General features: G+C 57.7%; 13 protein-coding genes. 9 read left to right on the top strand and 4 right to left on the bottom strand.

Annotated elements, in window-relative coordinates; all coding sequences use genetic code 11:
* Positions 1 to 1,533: 1,533 nt before the first annotated feature.
* The 3 genes from ABIB66_RS22300 to ABIB66_RS22290 all read left to right on the top strand — a co-directional run bounded on the left by ABIB66_RS22300 (position 1,534) and on the right by ABIB66_RS22290 (position 4,165).
* On the top strand, positions 1,534 to 1,779 hold the full coding sequence (locus tag ABIB66_RS22300) for a hypothetical protein (protein WP_354255671.1): 246 nt from the start codon (positions 1,534 to 1,536) through the stop codon (positions 1,777 to 1,779).
* Between the two features lie 201 nt (positions 1,780 to 1,980).
* Positions 1,981 to 3,099, top strand: a complete 1,119-nt coding sequence (locus ABIB66_RS22295; protein WP_354255668.1) for a serine/threonine protein kinase — start codon at positions 1,981 to 1,983, stop codon at positions 3,097 to 3,099.
* Positions 3,100 to 3,145: 46 nt separating this feature from the next.
* Positions 3,146 to 4,165, top strand: a complete 1,020-nt coding sequence (locus tag ABIB66_RS22290; protein WP_354255665.1) for a nucleotidyltransferase family protein — start codon at positions 3,146 to 3,148, stop codon at positions 4,163 to 4,165.
* Positions 4,166 to 4,240: 75 nt separating this feature from the next.
* Here ABIB66_RS22290 and ABIB66_RS22285 read toward each other — a convergent pair whose 3' ends face one another.
* Positions 4,241 to 4,624: an H-NS histone family protein gene (locus tag ABIB66_RS22285; RefSeq protein ID WP_275173779.1), complete on the bottom strand. Its 384-nt coding sequence runs from the start codon at positions 4,622 to 4,624 to the stop codon at positions 4,241 to 4,243.
* 618 nt (positions 4,625 to 5,242) lie between these two features.
* On the opposite strand from ABIB66_RS22285, the gene ABIB66_RS22280 reads away from it, so the two are divergent.
* Positions 5,243 to 5,611, top strand: a complete 369-nt coding sequence (locus ABIB66_RS22280; protein ID WP_354255661.1) for an H-NS histone family protein — start codon at positions 5,243 to 5,245, stop codon at positions 5,609 to 5,611.
* 68 nt (positions 5,612 to 5,679) lie between these two features.
* On the opposite strand, the gene ABIB66_RS22275 is transcribed toward ABIB66_RS22280, so the two are convergent.
* From ABIB66_RS22275 to ABIB66_RS22265, 3 genes are all read right to left on the bottom strand, one after another.
* Positions 5,680 to 7,149, bottom strand: coding sequence for an exopolysaccharide biosynthesis polyprenyl glycosylphosphotransferase (locus tag ABIB66_RS22275; RefSeq protein ID WP_354255657.1), 1,470 nt, complete (start codon positions 7,147 to 7,149; stop codon positions 5,680 to 5,682).
* Between the two features lie 106 nt (positions 7,150 to 7,255).
* Positions 7,256 to 9,259, bottom strand: coding sequence for a hypothetical protein (locus ABIB66_RS22270; RefSeq protein ID WP_354255654.1), 2,004 nt, complete (start codon positions 9,257 to 9,259; stop codon positions 7,256 to 7,258).
* 67 nt (positions 9,260 to 9,326) lie between these two features.
* Positions 9,327 to 11,621: an AAA family ATPase gene (locus ABIB66_RS22265; protein ID WP_354255651.1), complete on the bottom strand. Its 2,295-nt coding sequence runs from the start codon at positions 11,619 to 11,621 to the stop codon at positions 9,327 to 9,329.
* Between the two features lie 378 nt (positions 11,622 to 11,999).
* Between ABIB66_RS22265 and rfbC the strand changes: the two genes are divergently transcribed.
* From rfbC to ABIB66_RS22240, 5 genes are all read left to right on the top strand, one after another.
* Positions 12,000 to 12,557 (top strand): dTDP-4-dehydrorhamnose 3,5-epimerase, encoded by a 558-nt coding sequence (gene rfbC, locus ABIB66_RS22260; protein WP_354255648.1) that lies wholly within the window; start codon positions 12,000 to 12,002, stop codon positions 12,555 to 12,557.
* A gap of 14 nt (positions 12,558 to 12,571) precedes the next feature.
* Positions 12,572 to 13,630, top strand: coding sequence for a dTDP-glucose 4,6-dehydratase (gene rfbB, locus ABIB66_RS22255; RefSeq protein WP_354255645.1), 1,059 nt, complete (start codon positions 12,572 to 12,574; stop codon positions 13,628 to 13,630).
* 7 nt (positions 13,631 to 13,637) lie between these two features.
* The gene (gene rfbD, locus ABIB66_RS22250; protein WP_275173785.1) at positions 13,638 to 14,627 is read left to right on the top strand and encodes a dTDP-4-dehydrorhamnose reductase; all 990 of its coding nucleotides are present in this window, start codon (positions 13,638 to 13,640) and stop codon (positions 14,625 to 14,627) included.
* The gene (gene rfbA / locus ABIB66_RS22245; RefSeq protein WP_275173786.1) at positions 14,536 to 15,408 is read left to right on the top strand and encodes a glucose-1-phosphate thymidylyltransferase RfbA; all 873 of its coding nucleotides are present in this window, start codon (positions 14,536 to 14,538) and stop codon (positions 15,406 to 15,408) included. Before rfbD ends, rfbA begins: the two co-directional genes overlap by 92 nt.
* A gap of 121 nt (positions 15,409 to 15,529) precedes the next feature.
* Entirely contained in the window at positions 15,530 to 22,441 is a 6,912-nt protein-coding gene (locus ABIB66_RS22240; protein WP_354255640.1) for a DUF4082 domain-containing protein, read from the top strand.
* The last annotated feature ends 10 nt before the right edge of the window (positions 22,442 to 22,451 follow it).

Below are 22,451 nucleotides of genomic sequence, written 5' to 3'. Positions count from 1 at the left end.
TCTCTGAAACGATCGTCTTCGAGCTCGCTGAAAATTACGCCCGCTGCTCGCTCTTATTGAAACCTCGTGCGGCAATTAGTCCCAAACCGGCGCCTCCGCATTCGGGATGCCGACCCTAGCCTCGCTCTTTCTCCGAGGCTTCGCCTTTCCGCCCTTCGCACTTGCTCTCGAAGCATCTGTAATTGAGCAAGCAAGCTGACGAGCTCCATCGCCTTTCGACGCAGAACAGCCAAGCGGCTGCAAACTCGATTACTCACTAAAATACCCCCAACCAGGTCCTTGCGGGATCAGCGACCGAAAGCCTGAGCTTGTGACGACCTGCCGGTGTGATGCTTAACGCGCGGTTCATGAGGGCGTCAGTTCGCTTTACGACGATCGGCCAAAATATTTTCGCATCCCTCCAGAGCAGTGACAAGAAGCAGGTGCCTCAAAAGAAGATCTGTATGAGTGCTGCTCCGTGATCGAGCGCATCTAATCCCTGTCAAGCCCGGTTCTGAGCCGGTGCGACAACCATGTTGCTCCAGATCAACTGCGAACGCCAAATGAGGCGGTCGGCCCGAATTCGTGTAATGCGGTCAGTTCGGCTACGTCGGTATCGAAGCCCGCTACGCATCAGCACAGCGGCGTTCCATCGAATATCTCCCTGGCCCGCACCACCGGCTCCTCGACCCAGGCCTCGCGAGCGAACCAGTTGTGATTGGCGCGACAGACCGGACAATGAGTATTGCCGTAAAACACAACGCTCCGCAGGAAAGCCTCACGGTCCGACCTAATACCAGTAGGAATTGCGCGACCAGTTTGGGGACATTTGACCATGATCATACCCACGTGAGCCTCCCTGGAAAATTACTCGTTGTCGAAGGAACCGGCCGGCTGGAGGGCGTCGTCGTCTCAGTGCGGGTTACTTGGGGGGCATCGCACACTGCTTGTTCGAGCAAAGGGCGGCTTGCTCGTGACGGCGTTTTTCCAACCGGCCGGATCGCTGCTTGAGCGATCCTTGGGCGCCGCCGAGTCTTTGGCTCGGGAGGGTGGGCGTTGATTATGCGGCCCTCGAGAGCTCCTGGGGCGCCGCTGGAATGGGCCAATCTGAGCGAGTGGGAGTTTTGTGCGGACTATGCCGCCTGCGACGAAGACGATTAGGCTGCCTAATGTTAGGCTGCCTAATGATGGGCAAATTGGCTAACTCGATCACCTGCTTTCACCCCACTCTCGTCAGCGAAATATTTCTCGTAGATTAACCCTGCAGATTAAACCTTCCGCCGTCAGTCCGGTTTGCGACTCTCGTTAAGCATTGTTTTTTGCTGTCCTGCAGGCTTGCCGGCAGTGACGCCAAGATCATCGCGGCGAGCCTCTACGACGCTGTTCCCGTTGCTTGGCGTTCCGGCACGGAACACGCTTCTTGGTACTTGAATGATCGCATCCGGTTCAAACATGAAATAAAGTTTGATTATATGGCGAAGATATAAATCCCCTTGTTAATTGCCGTCAATCCCGTAAGTTATTTTTTATTAAGCTTTTTGGTCGGAGGATACGATGCGGAAATCGATCCAGAAGAAGCACAACTCCACCTCGGTTGCGCAGCAGTTGGCCCAAATGCGTGAGAAACTAGCGAGCATAGACGAAAAAGAGCGCGTCTTAAGCGAGCGGAGTGCCCATCGGGAAGTTTACCGGTATCTGCTGAACTCTCACCGGTTGATTGCGCCGGTGAGCTTTCCTGGAGAACAAGTGTTGAATATTTCTGCGTCTGGGGTGAGCGAGGGTGGTCAGCTGGCGGCGTGACTGGGGCCGTAGCGTCAGTTCGAACGAATCCGAATCAGGTGATGTGCACGCGCGCCGGATGTGCATTCGCGCCGCTGCAGTACGGCGATCAAGCTGAATTTCCTCGGCTACTGTAGCTCGTTTGAATGCGCCGCGGATGATACACCGCAGGATGTTGTCGACACAGCGGCGAGACGGATATCGCTGATACTGAGCATAGCCATGCTGGAAAAAACATCGGCAGAGATGGTGTTCAGACCGGCCGCGGGTGCAGTCTTCGCGCTGCTGGACGGTCGATCAGTGCTTTTCACCGAGACAGGGCAGAAGATCTATGAGCTGGATCAGGTGGGGGCATTCATTTGGTGCAAGTTGGCACAAGGCGCTTCTTTGGAAGAGGTCCATCAGGAGCTTGGCGAGCTAGGCATCGGCGAGCGCGCAGCGCGCGAGTTCACGAGGCAGACGATGACCGTCTGGATCGATCGAGGGTTGCTCGAGCTCGACTGGCGAATGTCGGCCAATTGCGCCTTCTCAACGATTCTTGGTCAGCGCAGGATCAGTATCCGGGCCTCAAATTGGGACCTCCTGCAACAGTTGATTTCGCTGTTTTGTGTTCCGGACGACAGCGGCGGGGAGGCGAAGGATATTGCGATCGAGACAACGGTGCTGGACGATCAGGTATTCTTCCGCGGGAATGACGCGAGCATCCACAAATGTGAAGCCGCAGCTCTGGCACCTACAATCAAAGCTTACATCACCGAGCGACTTATCAGAAGCAATCAGTGGGCTTTTGCGCTCCACGCCGCTTCTCTTGCGAAGTGCGGCATGGGTTTGCTGCTGTGCGGCCAACCGGGAGCCGGCAAGTCAACTCTCGCACTGGAGCTGGTGGACGCTGGATTTCAGTATGCTGGCGATGATGTTGCGCTGATTGCGGTTGACGGAGCGATCTGCGGCATCCCATTTGCTCTCACCGTCAAGAAGGGGTCGTGGGAGTTGCTGTCGCGACTGTACAGCAATTGGAACGGCATGACGCATTGCCGGTCGGATGGCGCCGAGGTGCGGTATTTGCCGATTTCGGATGCGCGCAATGGATGCCTTTCCGCCAAATGGATCATTTTTCTGAACCGGGTTGCAAGCGGCCCAGTCGAGCTGACCTCGTTGGATCAGCTTGATTCGATCAAGCGGCTCATTGAGGGCGCATTTGCCGCGGACGGGAAGTTGTCGCAGGCCGGCTTTTTCGCTTTGAAGCGGATTGTTGCGGGCGCGCAATCGTTTCAACTTACCTATTCCGAATCGGCGATGGCTCGGCGGCTGCTGATGGATTTGTGCAATGGCCAGGCATAGTGCGGCACTGACGAGCCTTTGCAATTGCTTGCGGGGGTTGCCGCCCGTGGAAGTGGAGTGGACCTCCCTGATTGGGCTCGCAAACCAGACGTTAACGACGCCTGCTCTCATTGACTTTGTCGATCAATTTGCATCGGTGTTGCCAGAGGACGTCTGCGCGTACGTCCGCCTGATCCATCGCCGAAACGTGCTGCGCAACGAGCGGTTGGCCGGTCAATTGGAAGAGGCTCTCATAGCGATGAACGGCCGGGGAGTTACGCCGGTGTTGCTCAAGGGGGCGGCAATGTTAGTCACCGCGCCTGTCGAACGGCGAGGAGTTCGTCTGATGTCCGATCTGGACATCATGGTCATGCCGGACGAAGCTGAAAGAGCGATCGCCTCTCTGGGCGCAATTGGCTATGAAGTTCATGATCGAGCGCGGCCCGAAAGTGCGAGGTGGTATGTCGAGCTAACTCGACCGCGGGATGTCGGAACCATCGATCTGCAGCGAGCCGCTCCAGGACCCGCGCACCTCTATGCTGGCCCGGGACATGCCCTGAACCATTGCGTTCCCGCACTGTTGGGGCGGGGAAGCGCGTACGTCCCGACGCCCACTTATCAAGCGCTCATGTTGATCATCCATGATCAGTTTCAAGACCACGGTTATTGGCTTGGCGAACTCGATCTGCGGCATCTTGTTGAGTTGCGCGACCTGAACAATTCCGTCGAGGGCCTGGACTGGGATGAACTTGCCGCTCACGTCTCGGGCGAATTGATGAAGAACGCCGTCGAAACCCAGCTGCTCGCTCTCGCTGCGCTGCTTGGGGTCGAGATCCCGCGCTCAATGCGCTCCCGATTGATTCCTCGTCTGCAGTTCATGCGACAATTGATGCAAGCGCGGTTTCCGGCCACACGTGTGCCGTTCCTCGCAATGACGGTCCTGGACCTCAGAAATTACCGGAGGGAGGCGACCTCTGGCTACACGCAAACCGGCATGCGCCGGCCTGGCTTGTGGTCCGTGCCAAGAACGGACACCTTACAGTTTCTGTTGAGGGCAGCCACCGCAGTTCGTGTGGGAAAGGTTTAAAGCTAGCAACGCTCGCACGAGCGCCTTGGCAGGGTCAAACAGTTTCAGCAACCAGCATTCTGCAGTTGCGCGGAGCTAATGACTTTGACCACCAGCATTCCGATCGGACGATTCATCGTTCTCGCGAATCCTGAACTCTTCGAGCGTGTGCCCCAATTGGAGCGCGGCAACTAGCCAGCGAGGCTGTTTTCCACGTCCCGACCAAGTCTCTGTGGGGTGGAGTGGATTGAAATATTTCGGCACGACCTTCGGGTATTTGCGGCGCGGTGGCTGGTCCGTTTCATCCTTGGCCGCCCCGCTTTTAGCTTGACCGAATTGATCCGGTTGGTTGAGTTGCGCAAGACGTTTCTCGAGCTCCTGCTTCTCGACTTTAATCTTTTCGGCAAGTATCTTCGTCAGCTCTTCGTGGAGCATCCAAAGTTCCTCGAAATCCATGGCTTCGAGATCTTGCCGACGCATAGCATTCTCGTCACCGTTCGACTGACGCCTGATCCATCCGTCAGCGTGGACCAAAGTCAGTGGTTAAATTGACGCGATAATGAATAAATAATATATAATTAAATAATTATAGCGAGGGTTATTTTGCTAAAATGGAAGGCAATCAACGATTTGCTGCAGCGCGGGAAAAGAGGACTCAATCGTGCTCGTCCTGGGCGTCTTAAGATATAACCGGGAGCGTCCCTCCCCGGTTGCACCGTCGGACATTCGAGACCCGAAGGCCCAAGTCAAGCTCAGGCGACCAGCGCTAAGGGACATTGAAAGGTAAACCCGCAAGCCAACCGTATTCGTGGAGAATACTGCGTTGCAGCTTGCCGGTATGGCCACTTTGATGTGGTTCTCGCCACGTCGGCGGTCGCTTGAATGGTTCCATGCCCGCTCGCGGGGTGAATTTCGCCCCATCCGCGTTTTAACTGTGCGTATAGCTCATCTTTTCGGCTTGATTAGCTGGTGCAACGCAGTTATCTGGAGCGCGAATTTAAGCTTGGTTCCGTATATTTCTTTGGGTAATCGAGTTCACCGTCTTGATTAATGCCGATCTAGGGCAATAATAAGTTGGGCGCAACTACGGGTGCAAATATGCCGGCTAAGAAACTCGAATTAGAATTGATGTCCCTTGACGATCTCTGGTCGCTCCATGAGGAAATTAGTGGGATCTTATCGGATCGGATCAAGGCAGAAAAGCACGAACTAGAGAAGCGCTTGGCGGTTCTCGGGGGCGGGATGGCTGTTTTGGCGGACGCGAGCGGGTCGGGCGTGTCTCCGAACGGCAAAGTGAGACGCAAGTATCCGCGGGTGCTGCCGAAATACCGGAACCCCCAGACGTCGGAGACTTGGTCGGGTCGCGGCAAGCGGCCGCGGTGGTTGGTTGCTGCCGTGAAGTCTGGCCGTAGGATTGAGGACTTTCGAATAGGGGATGCGAGTTCGAAGCTTCGTCAGCGCGCGTGACCTAATCTGCACTGATCGATGGGATGGTTGCGGTCAAATGGCCGGCGCAGCGCCGTGATCCTGTGCGCCTAATAGGCGTTGCGTCCCCGCAGCACTTCGATGGGAGTTCGCAGCAGGATTACAAGATCAAGCCGAAGGCTCCAGTTGTCGATGTACCAGAGATCGTATTGTACTCTTGTTTCGACCGTGATGGCTGTGGGGGTCGGACCGCGGCAGCCATGGACTTGGGCCCATCCGGTCAATCCTGGCCTGGCCCTGCGGCGAAGGGCGTAGTTCCGCACGAGCTTGTCAAATTCTCCGTCGTGAGCCAAGGCATGAGGACGCGGACCCACCAGCGACATGCTGCCGTCGAGAACATTCAACAGCTGTGGCAGTTCATCGAAGCTTGTTCGACGCAGCCATTTGCCGACGCGGGTGACGCGTCGGTCGATGGGATGGGCCTGACGGATCGCGGGCCCGTCCTCAAGCACATGCATTGTCCGGAATTTACGGATCAGGAAGATCCGACCATTAAAACCACAGCGTTGTTGTCGAAAGAATATGGGGCCGGGCGAATCCAGCTTGATCGCAAATGCGGCCATCACAAGCAGCGGGGCAAACATCGTTAAGGCGAGCCCCGCGACGAAAAGATCAATCATTCGCTTGGTCGCACAGTCCAGCGGCGTAAGAGGACCACGCTGGAGTTCAACACAAACGGTACTTCCAAGACTCCGCGTGGGATGTCGAAGCAGTTCGGATGTCGTACCGACCGGCACGAACACGACTGGTAGCGGCAAGACCCGCAAGTCGGCAACGAAGGCCCGAAGTTCGGGCCACCGTTCCGGGTCCGCTTCCACCACCACCTGGTCGAACTCGGAACTGCGAATGTAGTCAATCACGCGAGCAGTAAGCCGCCTTCGGCAGGCAGGACCGAAGCCGATTGGGGGCAGGCTGAACCGGCCTCGGACAGAATAACCATGCATCGCCAGCGTTTCAGACAGTCCGGCGTCTTTCGATGGCGGCTGGTCACTGATCACAACAATGTTTGTGGTGGCGAATTTTCTGCCGCTCAAGCCTCTTCCCAGAAGCGCTCTCACTCCCCACCGCTCGGCCAGAAGCAAGCCCAGGCCCAGGACAGCGAAAAGTGAGCCTGCTTGGTGAGAAGAGCCGGGACCAATTGCAAAGCCGCACCCGGCCCATATGAAGAGCAACAATGACGCCCATGCGATCCAGACGGCGCGCATCTGACTTCGGAGGACAAGAAGCTCAGCTGGCCGATAAAGGCCGTGGGTCTTCAACAGACAAACAAGACATGCTGCGCTTACTAGCGCCAAGCCAAGTGCGTCGCTTAAGTCGCCTGCAGCCCACCCATTCTGAGTTTGGCACAGCCACGTCGAAACGACGCTCGCAAAAACAATGGTCGCAACATCCGCACAGAGCGCCACGTATTCGATCGAGTCGTAACGGAGGGGCCATTTGTGTTGGCGGGATACTATCGGCCCGGGACTGACACGATCCGTAACCTCCCGATCGGGGAAATGTCGGTTCACGAAATTCATTGTCTGGACACCAGCTAGTTAATATTTAATATATTATTAATTGACGAATTTATCAAGAAAAAATCTTGGTTTTAGACGATTAAATATTCGCGCTGCTCCGAGGATCCTATCTAGATCCCTGCCGCGAGTTCCGCGCGCGCATCTTGTCGAGATAGGTCGGGTCGAGTTCCGAAATCAGGTTCTCGAGATAGATCTTCCCCTCGGCCGAGGCTGATCGGTACGCGGCCACAAGCGCTGGTCTGATAGCAGGTCGACGCGTAACGACGAGGCTGACGTCCCGCTTGATCAAGTCTCGAAATTCAAGCTCCCGTATCACGGCATCTGTAGCGAGTGCGACGGATAGCCTTAGCGGAAGCAGATCCAGATCATTCGGCGCAGTATAGTATGACATCTTGAGCATGGCTGCCGTCTGGATCGAATTCTGTTTCGACGCCGCCGCGAGCATGAGCCAAATGTCGCCGCGGAGCGGCGACGAGCGTAGCGCGCGGGCAAACGCATTCGACGCTGCCGGAAGTTCCGTTTTTTGCTCGTCCGCGGCGAGAGCCGGATCTTTGCCGGATCGTGATTCCCCTCGGATCCAAAAGTCTTCATGCGCTGCCGCAACCGAAACTGGTTTCGAGATCTCGTTCGGCCATCCTGCTGCGGCCGAAATAGCTGCCGCTAACGAAGACTGACCTCCCAGATACCACCCAGGGAGGATCATCCATATCGTCGGTATGATCAGCGCTATTCCAAGCACCGCCAGGGCAACGCGCGGCCAAAGGGTGAGAAACGCTGGCGCGAGCCTTGGACGAGATGCCGGAACTGGACCGGCCATCCGGTCCGAAGCATCTTTCGATTCCAAGGACATGGCCTCACGGCCCGCACCGGAGACGCTTTGACCGAACGCCAGTCCAAAAAGCGCAGCGACCAAAAGCGATGCGCCCAAACTCAGAATTCCATGGTCGGCAAAGGCTAGTATCGTCAGTGCAATCGAAGCGCCGGCGCCCAAGGCTGGGTACACGTAGTCGTAAGCTCGTGAAAGAGAACGCCTGATCAGAATACAAGCGGCGAGCATCGCTATAGCTACAACGCCGCAAAGGAACGCCCAGCCCATGTCTATAACCATTGCGGCGGCAGCCGTTGGCCTTTCTCGCGGGGCGCCAATTCCCATGTCCCGATAAAGCGGCAAAAGGACCGTCGAAGCGCCGGCACCGGATCCCGCCGGCCTGACGTCCTGGAGCATCCGTTCCGTCGCGATCTGGCTGCTCGTTGACAAGGCGATCGTCACATCGGTGTTCGTCCTAAACGGAATGACCGTTACGCTGGCAACAAAGAGTATTGCGGCGGTTGCGAAAACGCCGGCGGTACCCCACAAGCCCAAGAACCACCTGCGAATTGCGAACACCGAGAGCAAGATTCCTGATCCGAGGAGGGCGGCGATGACGGCGGTGGAGTTGGTCCGAACGAGCAGCGCGGCCAAGCAGACAATCATTGCGATGGTCGCGGTGGACAGAACAAGGAGCGGAACTGGCGCAATTGCTCCTGGCCGACTGTGTCGCGCTATCTGATCGGCCGCGCGTATTGCCGTCGCGCAGGAGAACAAGACGCCGAGCACTGCGACGGCTGAGCCATCGGCCCCGCCGATACCGTCAGTCTTGCCGAACCATATGGCCGTGGCAATCGTGGCTATCGACAGTAGAATATGTAGGACTTGCGCTGCACGATATCGGTCAAGCGTGATGACCCCAGTGACGAGGGCCGCGGCGAGAACAGCGCAATACTGCGCGAGCGAGAGCATAGTCGCCCCCTTGTCGACTGTGATCGTTTCGGCGAGGGGTTTGCCTAGGGCCGCCGAAGCGGTTGCCCAGATGGGATTGCCGAGCGTGTCCATAGGCATCGGCACCGCCTGTAGCGCCATCCAGAGGGCCGGAGCCGCGAGCACAACGACGGCACCAGGCCGGAGCACCTTGGCGAGCCCGAGGGAGGCGAGGGATGGAAAGATCGCTACAACCAGCGCGGCTGTTGCTAGTATGAATGATGCCAATCCCAAGCTTTGCAGGCTTTCCGGCATTGCGAGCGCCGCGATGATCGCCACAAACTCGGCTAACATGACAAGCCGGAAAATCATGTAAACACCATGGTGTGGTGCGGCCACTCCGCTGGCCGAAGAACGTGCAGGCGGCTACGAGACGGCCTCAAGAGCCAGAAAGGCCATAACGGATGTAGTGGCTGTCATGATAGTAGTAGCTCCGATGTCCGTCATATCGAGCCATTGCCTTGGTATCCGTTTTGCTGAGAACTGCCCCTATCAGCGATTCGTGAACGTTGGGTGCGGTGTGCAGAGCGTGCTGCACGACATCGATTTTGGTCCGGCCCCATTCAACGACCAAAATGTAGCAGTCAATTAGAGACGAAGTGGCTCGGACATCGACCAAGGGGGTCAGGGGAGGAAGGTCGACGATGACGTAGTCATAGTCTTTTCGCAAACGGTCGAACAGCTTGCTTATATCGTCGGCGCACAGAAACTCGCTGGTGTGAAGCAGGGGTCCCCGCCGCACGCAGGGAAGAAACGCAAGGTTGGTCGTGGGATCTCGCCAAATTGTGTCAGCCAGGGATCGGCTGCCGTTTGCAACTTCGATGATTCCGCTGGTAGCCTTGGGTGCAAAGATCGATGAAAGCGACGGATTTCTGAGGTCGCAATCGACGATGATGGCCTTCTTGCCGGTGTGCCCGATCAATTGCGCGAGTGAGGCTGCAATCGTCGTTTTCCCCTCATTCGGTAGGGCCGAGGTAATGCCGATGACCTGAGAGGAGATTTTCGCCGGGTTGTGATCGATGGCCAGCTTGATGGAACGAATTGCCTCGGTATATCGAGATAGGGGCATCCCGACCACGGTCCGATGAATTGCCGTCAGAGACGAAACTATGCGTTGCTGAACATCATCATCGGTTGGCTGCGAGCGAACCGGCAGCTTCGGAGATTTGCGGGCTGGCAATAATGGGACCAAAGAAAGGCAAGGCAATTCCAACACGGTTTCCAGTTGTGAAGAGGTACGAAACACGCGGTCCATGAGGTCTCTGAGGAGCGCCAGCCCGAGGCCCAGAGCGAGACCGCCGAAAATGCCGAGCGCCAGTACCAACCTGGTCTTCGGCTTGCTCTTGCTCGCCGGCGGCGAAGCGGGAAAAAGTACCCGCGTTTCTGAGATAGAAAATGTCTCCTGCTGTGCGGAGCCCATGTAGCGCTGCAGGAAGGTCTCGTACAAGCTACGCAAGCCCTTTGCCCGGCTTTCCAGATCCTTGATGGTCAGCTCAGCAGAATTGACCGAACGAGACTGCGAAACGGCCTTGGACAGCTGCTTTTCGATTTCTTCCTGCCGTTGTTTGGCGAGTTCGAATTCGCTTCGGCTGACTTCGGCAAGTCTCCTGACTTCGTCGAAAATGGAGACGCGAAACTCCCGCGCGCGGTTCCGGACACTGACGACTGCCAAGTGGTCGCGGCCAACCCTGGCCGTCAACTCGGCCTCGCGTCTCGTGAGTTCTAGATATTGCTGGCGCAGCCCCGTAATGATCTGACTGCTCAGCGCGTCGGTCCCGATGGCATCCAGATTAACAATGGAGGACGGCTTTGTCGGATCGGAAGCAATCAGAGTTTCATAGCGAGCCAGCTTGGCCGTGGCCTCGGAGGTCTGGGCGCGTGCCGCAGCCAATCGATTGTTGATTTCGGTGATCTGCTGCTCGTCGATCGGCTTTCCGTCCAGGGAAACGATATTGTTCTGGGTCTTGTAGACGTCGACGGCACGCTGCGCAGTGAGGGCTTGGTCACCGAGATCGCTCAGCCGCTCCTGCAACCAGCTTGTTGCTCTGCGATTGGCCTCGAATTTCGCGCTGAGTTGGTCGGCAACATACGTATTGGCTACCGCATTGACGATCTCGGCGGCTCGGGCTGCGCTGCTTGAACTGTAGTTGATCTCGATGACGTTGCTGTACCCGACACGTCCCGCCGAAAGCCGACTGAGAAATGCGTCTACCATCGTGTCCGATGGCTCGCCTGGCGAATCGGATGGTCCATCCTTCTTCTTCGATCCAGCCGAGCCCCACGATCGAATTCGCTGCAAGAGGGACTGTAGAGACAGCCCTGACGCGGTAAAGTCCGGATCGTGCATCAGTTTCAGCTGGTCGATGACCGCAACCGCAGTGGCCCTTGATCTCAGGAGCTGAAGCTGGGTCTCGATTTGACTGAGATCGAAAGCCGGCTCGGCAAGGAGCGATTGCTGCTGAACAAATAGAGGCCTGGCGTTGGCCAACAGGATCTGAACCTGCGCGGTATAGGTTGGAGACACCAACCGGAGATAGAGCAGGCTGGCCGCGGTGACGAGTCCAGCGGTCACAAGGATCATCAGATATTGGCGTCGTAGCAGCCCAATACCGAAATTGATGACGTCGCTGATACCTCCGCCGTCCGCCTGGGTGGGTTGAGCCAGCACGTTCACTGGCGACCGTAGTCTATCCGTGTGTTGAAGATTGTTCTGGAGCATCACGTACCTGTCCGACGGTGGGGTCACACGTTAGGCGTTCGCCCGCAGATCAACGTTTAAAGAGGACGTGCGGGTCGGTGAGGGAGATTATCTAGCTTATAAAAATTGACTTGCCAAATTAAATAAGTCATCTATTAATTAAAATAAGGAAAATATCAGGAAAGGGTCGCATCTTCGGGCCGTTACGGCAAAGTTTGCGGTCCGGTCGGCATTTTGCATCGATAATAACACAAACCTTAAACTCGGGTTGGCATGCGGACGATTAATCCCATCGAGCGATTATGGTCCGCCGCATGGAACCCGACCCAATTGAGGGCCGGCGGGAGGTACCCGATGCTGGAACTGCGATCCTTGGCGATCCCTGATGTCAAAGTCATTCGAACGGAACGGTTTTCGGACGGCCGCGGCTACTTCTGTGAGACTTTCCAGCGATCAGCTTTTGCGGAAAAGGGAATCCTTCACGACTTCGTTCAGGATAATCAGTCCAGCTCAGCTCGGATCGGCACGGTGCGCGGCCTGCATTTCCAGCGCCCGCCCTTCGCCCAGGCGAAGCTCATACGGGTGTTGAGCGGGGCCATTCTCGATGTTGCCGTTGATCTCCGACGTTCATCGCCCAACTTCGGCAAGCATATCGCAATCCAGTTGGATGGTGAAAGCGGTGAGCAGGTGTTTATTCCGAAGGGGTTCGCGCACGGCTTCTGTACGCTGCAGCCCAAGACCGTCGTCTTGTACAAGGTCGACCAGGTCTACGCCCCGAGCCATGACGGCGGCATCTATTGGGCCGATCCAGCATTGGCGATCAAGTGGCCCGTGACAACCTCCGAGGCTCAAGTATCGCCAAAGGATCAAACACTTCCTGCGCTCAACCAGCTTGGTTGCGTTTTCGAGTAATGGAGACGACCGTAATGCGTATCTTGGTGACCGGCGGAGCGGGCTTTATCGGTTCTGCAGTGTGTCGCCATTTGTTGCTGCAGACTGGTGCCGCAGTGATCAACGTCGACAAGTTGACATACGCAGCCAACCTGGATTCGCTGGCGAGCGTCGAGAGACTAGAGTCTTATTCGTTCCTGCAGTCCGACATCTGCGATCGCGAAGTTATGGATCTCGCATTTGCCGACTACGAGCCGGACGCGATCATACATCTGGCCGCCGAAAGCCACGTCGACCGTTCGATCACCCGGCCCGATGCCTTCATCAACACCAATATAGTCGGCACCTACACGCTGCTGGAGGCCGCTAGGACTTACTACGAACGTCTGCCCTCTTCGAAGCGGAAGCAATTCCGCTTCATCCACGTATCGACAGACGAAGTTTACGGTTCGCTGGGGCCGGACGACTTGTTTCGCGAGGACACGCCCTACAGACCGAGTTCGCCGTATTCGGCCAGCAAGGCCGCCTCCGACCACCTCGCACTGGCGTGGTTTCGAACCTACGGTCTACCGGTCATCGTATCGAATTGTTCGAACAACTACGGCCCGTACCAATTCCCGGAAAAGCTGATCCCGCTGACGATCCTCAATGCGATCGACCGGAAGCCTCTGCCAGTCTATGGTAACGGCAAGAATATTCGCGACTGGCTTCACGTCGATGATCATGCCGCCGGCTTGATAAGACTGCTGCATGAAGGGAAACCGGGCGAAAAGTACAATTTCGGAGGAGACGGCCAGCGATCCAACCTGGAGGTCGTCACCCGGATTTGCGACGCGCTGGATCAATTATCCCCGGGCGCAGGAGCGAGACGATCTCTTATTGCGTTCGTGCCGGATCGTCCGGGGCACGATGCGCGCTATGCGATCGACGCGTCGAAGGCACATCGCGAACTTGGCTGGGAACCGACGAGAACCTTTGAACAGGGCCTGGCCGAAACCGTCGGATGGTATTTCAAAAATCGTGCGTGGTGGGAGCGTGCGCGCTGCGGTGTCTATGACGGCTCGCGTCTCGGTCTCCTGGCCGCCCAACATTGAGGTGAAGATGTCAGAGCGTCCCATCCTCATTGCCGGACGGAATGGCCAGTTGGCAAGGTGTCTTCGCGATCTCGCTGCGGTGCGCGGTCTGCCCGCGGTGGCTCTCGGGCGCCGAGAGCTCGATCTGGAGAACCGCGAGGGAATCGACAAGCTCATCGCGTCGATCGCGCCGTCTGCAATCATCAATACGGCGGCTTATACCGCGGTGGATCAGGCCGAATCTGAAGCAGCGAAAGTGTTCAGCATCAACCGCGATGGCGCGGCGGCGCTAGCAGATGTTGCGTGGCAGATGAATATTCCACTCATTCATCTCTCGACCGACTATGTATTCGACGGTGCGAAACCGGATGCGTACGACGAAAGTGACGTTCCCGCGCCGGTGAATGTTTACGGCGCATCGAAGCTTGCCGGCGAAGCTGCCGTATTGGCCGCGCACCCACTTGCGACCGTAATCAGGTGCTCGTGGATTTACAGTCCCTATGGCAGCAACTTCGTTCGGACGATGCTGCGGTTATGTGAGACGCAGGCAACCGTGAGGGTTGTTCAGGACCAACTTGGAAATCCCACCTATGCATTCGACCTCGCGGAGGCCGTCCTTCGGATCGTAGACCGATCCGTAACGGACGATCGGAGGGCCACGGCCGGCATCTTCCACCTCGCCGGGCGAGGCGAGACGAGCTGGTACGACTTTGCGCAGGCGATCTTCTGCGCACGCGCCCGCCGTGGAGCGCGAATTCCGGCGCTCGAGGCCATCACGACAGAAGAGTATCCGACCGCCGCGCGTCGGCCTCGAAACTCGCGCCTGGACTCATGCAAGGCCGAACGTGTGTTCGGGATTCGATTGGCGTCCTGGCGCCATTCACTCGAAGCTTGTCTCGACCAGCTGGTCGGAGAAGGAGAAACCGATGCTGAAGGGAATCGTGCTGGCTGGGGGCAGCGGAACGCGCCTCTATCCGATCACGCGCGTGGTCAGCAAGCAGTTGCTCCCGATCTATGACAAGCCCATGATCTACTATCCCCTGTCGACGCTGATGTTGGCAGGGATTCGTGAGATTCTGATTATTACCACGCCTTCAGACCGGTATCAGTTCGAGCGGTTGCTGGGCGACGGGAGCCAGTGGGGAATTCGGCTCAGCTACGCTGAGCAGACCCGTCCCGCCGGTCTCGCGGACGCCTTCATTGTTGGTGCCGATTTCATCGGAAACGATCGTGTGGCGATGGTGCTTGGAGATAATATCTTCTTCGGCGATGGCCTGAGCGAACTGCTGGCCAGGGCGGCAGGACGTGAGGAGGGTGCCACGGTTTTTGCCTATCACGTGCGGGACCCCGAACGATACGGCGTCGTCGCGTTTGATGAGGAGGATTGCCCGGTATCGATAGAGGAGAAACCTAAACGCCCAGCGTCGAATTGGGCAATCACGGGGCTGTATTTTTTTGACAATTGCGTTGTCCGCTACGCGCGTCGCGTCGAGCCGTCGTCGCGCGGAGAGCTCGAGATTACCGATGTTCAGATGCGCTACCTTTCGGCCAACGCGCTGCACGTTGAGCGCATGGGGCGGGGGTTTGCCTGGCTGGATACCGGCACGGTCGAGTCACTCATCGATGCAGGGACGTTCGTGCAGACCCTGGAAAAGCGGCAGGGAATGAAGATCGCCTGTCTCGAGGAGGTCGCCTTCAGACTCGGCTTCATCAATCGTGGTCAACTTCTCGCGCTGGCCCAGCCGCTCGGGAAGAGCGGCTACGGCGAATATCTGAGCGAAATCACGCGGCTGCCGTAATTCGCTTTGCAAGAGGGTTACCCAGCGCCGACATCTGGAATCATGTTAAATAGGTGCGCATTGAATTGACGGCCGGTTTAAAATAGCATTAAAATATATATGGTTGGGTTATTTAATTGGTATGGCCATGCTGGTTCAAAAGGCGAGCGACTTCGGCCGGGGAGCTCGGGCCGTTTTTCCGGGGGAGGAGATTCCCGCCCTTTCGCAGGAATGGACGTTCTGGAATGCATTCGCCGGCTTCGAACCGCCCAACCTCTGGGCTCGGCCGCTTGCCGATCCGTTAGCAAGCTGGTCATCCACACTGCCGCCTCTCGTTGATGAGGCCCCGTTCCTTCAACCGTCGTCTCGGGCCGGCTCGGGCGATCCGTCAGACCTGCGCGGCGTTCTGCCCGGTCTCTTCTCCACATCTTTCCAGTCGCGATTGTCTGCCCTGCTGTCTTCGACATCTTTGACGAGCGGCCATCAGGGCGTGGGCCCGACGTTCGCGGCTGTGGCAAACGAAGGGACGCCGCCGAGATCATCATCGGTTTCGAGCTCAGGCACCACCCGCTGGGCCCATCCGAGCGACGGAATCTGGAATGTCGCTACGAGCTGGAGCGCCGGCGTCCCGGGCATCATTGACTCGGCGTTGCTCGATGCAGCCGGAACGTATATCGTCACCAGCACGGCCAGCGTCGATATTGGGAGCCTGGTCCTCGATACAGGTGCGACGCTTTCGTTCGGTGCCGGGACGCCCTTCATCGTCGAAGGCGATGTCCTGAACAATGGGAAAGTCGAAGCCGGGGCGTTTCTTGGCGACCGCATTGCGACAGGGGACTTCAAGGGCGACGTCAGCGGTACGGGATCTTTCGAAATTTCAGACAAGGCGGTCCTGAGGATCGGAGGTTCGATTTCCGGCCAGTTCTTGAATGGATCGTTCTCCGGCATAACCGTATCGTTCGACGCGGGAGTTGGCACGCTTGTCCTCGATCAGTCGGCCAAGTTCCACGGGTTAATCGCAGGTTCGTCGGCCGGGGCGCCGCTTTCGCCAGGCAACCTCATCGACTTGAAGGATCTCCCTTTCACGTCGTCGATGTCGGCGACCGTCCATTACGACAATAGCTCGAACATTAGCACAGTCGATTTCAGCAATGGTGCGGCCAATGTCACCTTGCTGTTTTCGGGGATGGACCTGAATTGGAATTTCAAAAGCGATGGGCAGGGAGGCACCATTGTCTCCGATCCACCCACGAATCCCATCGTGCTGGAAAACCAGAAGCCAGGCACGCCGAGAAGTGTCTGGGAGATCCAGCCGGGCGACAATTCGACTCTGACCCAGGGATTTGCGACAGCAATCAGCACCAATGTCGGCGGAACTGTCCAGTTCAAGATCAACAACCTGACCGGCAACCCCAACTATCACGTCGATGTTTACCGGTTGGGGTATTATGGCGGCAATGGCGCCAGGCTGGTTACGAGCCTGCAGCATCAGGCGGGCGCCGCGGTCGTCCAACCCGCTGCACTAAGTGACCCGTCGACCGGTCTCGTCGATGCCGGCAACTGGAGCGTAACCGATTCCTGGAGCGTGCCAACCGATGCTGCCTCGGGCGTCTACATCGCCAACGTCATAAACGGCGCCGATATTTTCCAGATCCCGTTCATCATAAGGAACGACGCTTCGCACAGCGACGTCGTCCTGCAGACAAGTGATGAGGACTGGCAGGCCTACAACGGCTGGGGAGGCGCCAATCTTTATTTCGGAAACGGCCCGGGCATCAACGGATCGGCCTACGCCGTCAGCTACAATCGCCCCCTCGTGACGCGTGACGGCACCGGTACGTTCTCCGAGGGGGGAGACTCTCCGTTCGCGGCTGAGATTGCGGCCATCTATTGGCTTGAACAGAACGGTTACGATGTTTCTTACATTTCCGGAATCGATGCTGCGACAAACGGCTCGTTATTGCTCAATCACAAAGTCTTCATGGACGCGGGGCATGACGAGTATTGGACCGAAGCGCAGCGTGCCAACGTAGAGGCGGCAGCGCATGCCGGCGTGAACCTTGCGTTTCTCACGGGCAACGAGATCTTCTGGAAGACAAGGCTGGCACCCAGCATCGATGGCAGCGGAACAGCCAACCGCACGCTCATCAGCTACAAGGATACGCACGCAAATGCGTTGATTGATCCGACGGGACAGGCGACCGGCAACTACTCTGACCCGCGGTTCGGTTCGACGCCTCTTCCCTCGAATCAGTTGACCGGCACATTGTTCGCCGTCAACGCATTTCGATACGATACGATCACGATACCGTACTCAATGACCCAATTGCGCTTCTGGCGCAATTCGGCCGTCGCGCAAACAGCACCCGGACAGACCGCCTCGCTCGTACCTGGTCTATTGGGCGTTGAATGGGACGTCGCGCCGGACAATGGATTCCGTCCAGGCGGGTTGGTCAGTGTCTCATCTTCGACAGTCAATGTGGACGGAAAGTATCTGCTTGATTACGGCAATACGTTCGGAGCAGGCACGGCGACCCACAATCTCGTGCTGCATCGGGATCCCGTCAGTGGCGCACTAATATTCTCGGCCGGATCAATCAACTGGCCGTGGGCGCTTGCTACTGACCACGACGGACCTGCGACTCCGGTGGACCCTAATGTCCAGCAGGCGATGGTTAACCTTTTCGCCGACATGGGGGTTCAGCCGGGGACGCTGCAAGAGAACTTGACGGCTGCGATCCAGTCGACCGACCGTACGGCGCCGAGCTCCGCTATCACCAATCTCTCGGCTACCAGCGTTGTCGAGGGGCAATCGATCACGGTGACGGGGACGGCCACCGACGTAGGTGGAAGGATTGCCGGCGTCGAAATCTCCACGAATGGTGGAACAACCTGGCATCCAGCCAACAGCAATGTCGGCGCGGCGAACGTGGCGTGGTCGTACACGTTCGTCACAGGCGCTCAGGGAACATATTCTCTCAAATCCAGGGCGGTCGACGACAGTCTGAACCTGCAAACACCCGGTGCGGGCACTAGCTACACGGTCACACGATCTTCCAACACGACACTATTCAGTTCAACCGATACGCCTGCGGTGATCTCGAACAGCGATTCCGGCGCGGTTGAGCTTGGCGTCAAATTCGTTCCCGCCGTGTCGGGCAAGATCACCGGCATTCGCTTCTACAGGGGGCCTGAGAATACCGGTACCCATATCGGTAATCTCTGGACCACAAACGGCACGCTGCTTGCGAGCGCCACCTTTAGCGGCGAAACCGCGAGCGGCTGGCAGCAGGTTGATTTTGCGACGCCGGTCAGTGTGCAGGCCGGCGTCACGTATGTTGCGTCGTATCACACGAACACCGGCCACTATTCCTCAACCGACTTCTACTTCATCGACTATGATGGTCTTACGAAAGGTGCGCTCACCGCGCCCGGTAGCAGCCTCAACGGCGTCTATGCCTATGGCAGTAGCCCGATCTTCCCCAGCAATGCTTCCTCCATCGACGCCGCGAATTACTGGGTGGACGTCGTTTTCACTGATTCAGGCCTGACGTCGCCGCAAGCTCACGACGATGGTGGCTTCACCGTTAGCCAAAACGGTGTGCTGAACATTTCGTCGTCAACGCTGCTCGCGAACGACACCAACCCGTCTGGCCTGGCTTTCTCGCTTACCAGCGTCGGTAGCCCTTCCAATGGAAGCGTGAGCTACAATTCGCAGAACCAGACCGTGACCTTTACTCCCACCGCTGGCTATGCCGGGGCGGCGAGTTTCACCTACACGATCACGGACACGAGCGGTCAAAGCGGGTCCGGCCAAGTGTCGCTCAAGGTTAACTATCCTGTCTCCGCGCAGAGCCTGTTCGGTACCAGCGATGCGCCAAGCGTCCCCAATTCCGGCGATACCAGCCCCATCGAAGTTGGCGTCAAGTTTACCGCATCCGTGAGCGGGACAATAACCGGCCTGCGCTTCTACAAGGGATCGTTAAATAACGGCCCCCATATTGCGGATCTCTGGAGCTCGACCGGAGCCCTGCTTGCAACTGCTACATTCACGAACGAGACAGCCAGCGGCTGGCAGCAGGTCAATTTCTCCAATCCCGTGGCCATCACGGCAGGCACAACCTACGTCGCGTCCTATCACACCAACGGTAATTATTCCGGTACCCAGAACTATTTCACGACATCGCTTGCCAACGGCCAGTTGACGGCTCCGGCTGGCGCCAACGGAGTCTATAGCTACGGATCTGGAAGCGCGTTCCCGACGAGTACCTTCAAATCCTCCAACTACTGGATCGATGTCGTCTTCAACGGCTCCTCCGCCACCAGTGTGCCACAAGCTAACGCCGACAGCGGCTTCACGGTTAGCCAAAATGGTGTGCTGAACCTTCCGGCATCAGCGCTGCTCGCGAACGACACCAACGCGTCCGGGTTGGCTTTCTCGCTTACCAGCGTCAGTAGCCCTTCCAATGGAAGCGTAAGCTACAATTTGCAGAACCAGACCGTGACCTTTACCCCCACCAATGGCTATGCCGGGGCGGCGAGTTTCACCTACACGATCACGGACACGAGCGGCCAAAGCGGGTCCGGCCAGGTGTCGCTCAAGGTCAACTATCCTGTCTCCGCGCAGAGCCTGTTCGGCACCAGCGATGCGCCAAACGTCGCCAATTCCGGCGATACCAGCCCCGTCGAAGTCGGCGTCAAGTTTACCGCATCCGTGAACGGGACAATAACCGGCCTGCGCTTCTACAAGGGATCGTTGAATACCGGCCCCCATATTGCGGATCTCTGGAGCTCGACCGGAACCCTGCTTGCAACTGCTACATTCACGAACGAGACGGCCAGCGGCTGGCAGCAGGTCAATTTCTCCAATCCCGTGGCCATCACGGCAGACACCACCTACGTCGCGTCCTATTACACCAACGGCAATTATTCCGGTACCCAGAACTATTTCGCGACATCGCTTGCCAACGGCCAGTTGACGGCTCCGGCTAGCGGCAATGGTGTCTATATCTACGGATCCGGAAGCGCGTTCCCGACGAATACCTTCAGATCCTCCAATTACTGGGTCGACGTCGTCTTCAACGGCTCCTCCTCGGCCACAAATACGCCGCCAACCGCGGCCGCGGATGCCGCTGATGCGACCGAGAAGGGTGGCGTAAACAACGGCACGGGCGGCATAGCTGCCATCGGCAATGTTCTGGCCAACGATATCGATCCCGATGCCGGTGACACCAAGACTGTCACTGCAGTCAGCTTCGGCTCGACCAACGTCACACCCGGTTCAGCTCTCGCGGGCGCGCACGGCACCTTGATGCTCAACCCGTCGGGTGCCTTCACTTACGCGCTGAACGAGAACGATGTAGCTGTGCAGGCCCTGCGGCTGCCGACCAATACGTTGACAGATGTCTTTAGCTATACGATGCGGGACTCTGTGGGCGTCCCGTCGTCGGCCACGCTCACTGTCACCATTCATGGCGCCAACGACGCACCGGTGCTGGCGATTCAGACCGCCAGCCAGGCTGCGACCGTTGGCTCGGCGTTCTCGCTGACGCTGCCCGCCGGCACCTTCACGGACATCGATTCCGGCGACTCGCTCACCTACACCGCGGGCGGCTCAACCCTTCCCGCCTGGCTCGCGTTCAATGCGTCGACCCGCACCTTTAGCGGCACGCCGACGTCTGCGGACCTTGGTACGCTCACCGTTACGGTCTCTGCTGCTGATCTTGGTAACCTCACTGGCAGTGAGACATTCGATATCGCAGTGTCGCCAGTTCCTTCAACGGTGAGCCTGTTCTCGATCTCAGATACCCCGGCGATACGGTCGAATTCGGATACCTCCCAAGTCAACCTCGGGATGAAATTCACGTCGTCTGTGGCAGGCACGATCAGCGGTATCAAGTACTTCAAGAGTGCAAATGACCTCGGTACTCATACGGGCTCGTTGTGGAGCAGCACCGGCACGCTACTGGCGAGCGCAACTTTCACCAACGAGAGCGGCAGCGGTTGGCAGACCCTCACGTTCAGCAGTCCCGTGTCTATCGCGGCTGGCACCACCTACGTCGCGAGCTTTCACAGCAACGGCCACTATGCCTCCACCACCAGCTACTTCAACGCTGCTCGCACCAACGGTCCGCTCACGGCTCCGGCGAGCATCAATGGCGTCTACACCTACGGAACAACCAATCTGTTCCCGACCAGCAGCTATAACTCAAGCAACTACTGGGTGGATGTCGTGTTCAACAGCTCGAGCGGCGGCGCCAACCAGTTACCAGTCGCTGCGAACGACAGTGGCCTCTATGCCACGCAGAGCGTCCCCTTCGCGATCCCGGCCTCGGTACTGCTTGCCAACGACACCGATCCCGATGGCGGTACGCTCACGATCACGGGCGCGAGCGGCGGTGTGAATGGCGTCGCCAACTTCAACGCCCAAAGCAACAGCGTGATCTTCACTCCGACGACCGGTTACACGGGAACGGCGTCCTTCAACTATAGCATCTCCGACGGCCATGGTGGCACCGCCAGTACATCCGTCTCTCTCAATGTGACCGCTCCGTCTTCGACGACTGTGCGCCTGTTCAGCGCAAGTGATGAGCCCAGCATTGTGGCGGCGAATGATCCACAGTCAGTGGAACTTGGCGTCAAATTTCAGACGTCTGCGCCAGGCGATGTTGTCGGCATTCGTTTTTACAAGGGGCCATCCAACACGGGCACCCACGTTGCGGATCTTTGGAGCAGCACCGGAAATTTGCTGGCAACTGCGACCTTTACCAGCGAAACGGCCGACGGCTGGCAGCAGGTCAATTTTGCCACGCCCGTGACGATCATGCCGGGAACGACCTACGTCGCCTCCTATCACACCGCCGGGAATTATGCATCCGATCCGGGCCTCCTCGCCAACGCAATTACCAACGGCCCTCTGACGGCCCCATCCTCGGCATCGATCAACGGCAACGGTGTCTTTGCGTACGGGACGGATAGTCTGTTTCCGACCAACACTTACAACGCAACGAGCTACGGCGTTGACGTGGTTTTCAGGCAGCAGCTCGCAGCATAGGAGACACCAG

The sequence above is a fragment of the Bradyrhizobium sp. F1.13.3 genome, from assembly GCF_040548265.1.
In the GTDB taxonomy this organism is placed as follows: Bacteria; Pseudomonadota; Alphaproteobacteria; order Rhizobiales; family Xanthobacteraceae; genus Bradyrhizobium.
Note: the sequence above shows the minus strand (reverse complement) of the source record. Positions and strands in the feature narration are given on the sequence as shown.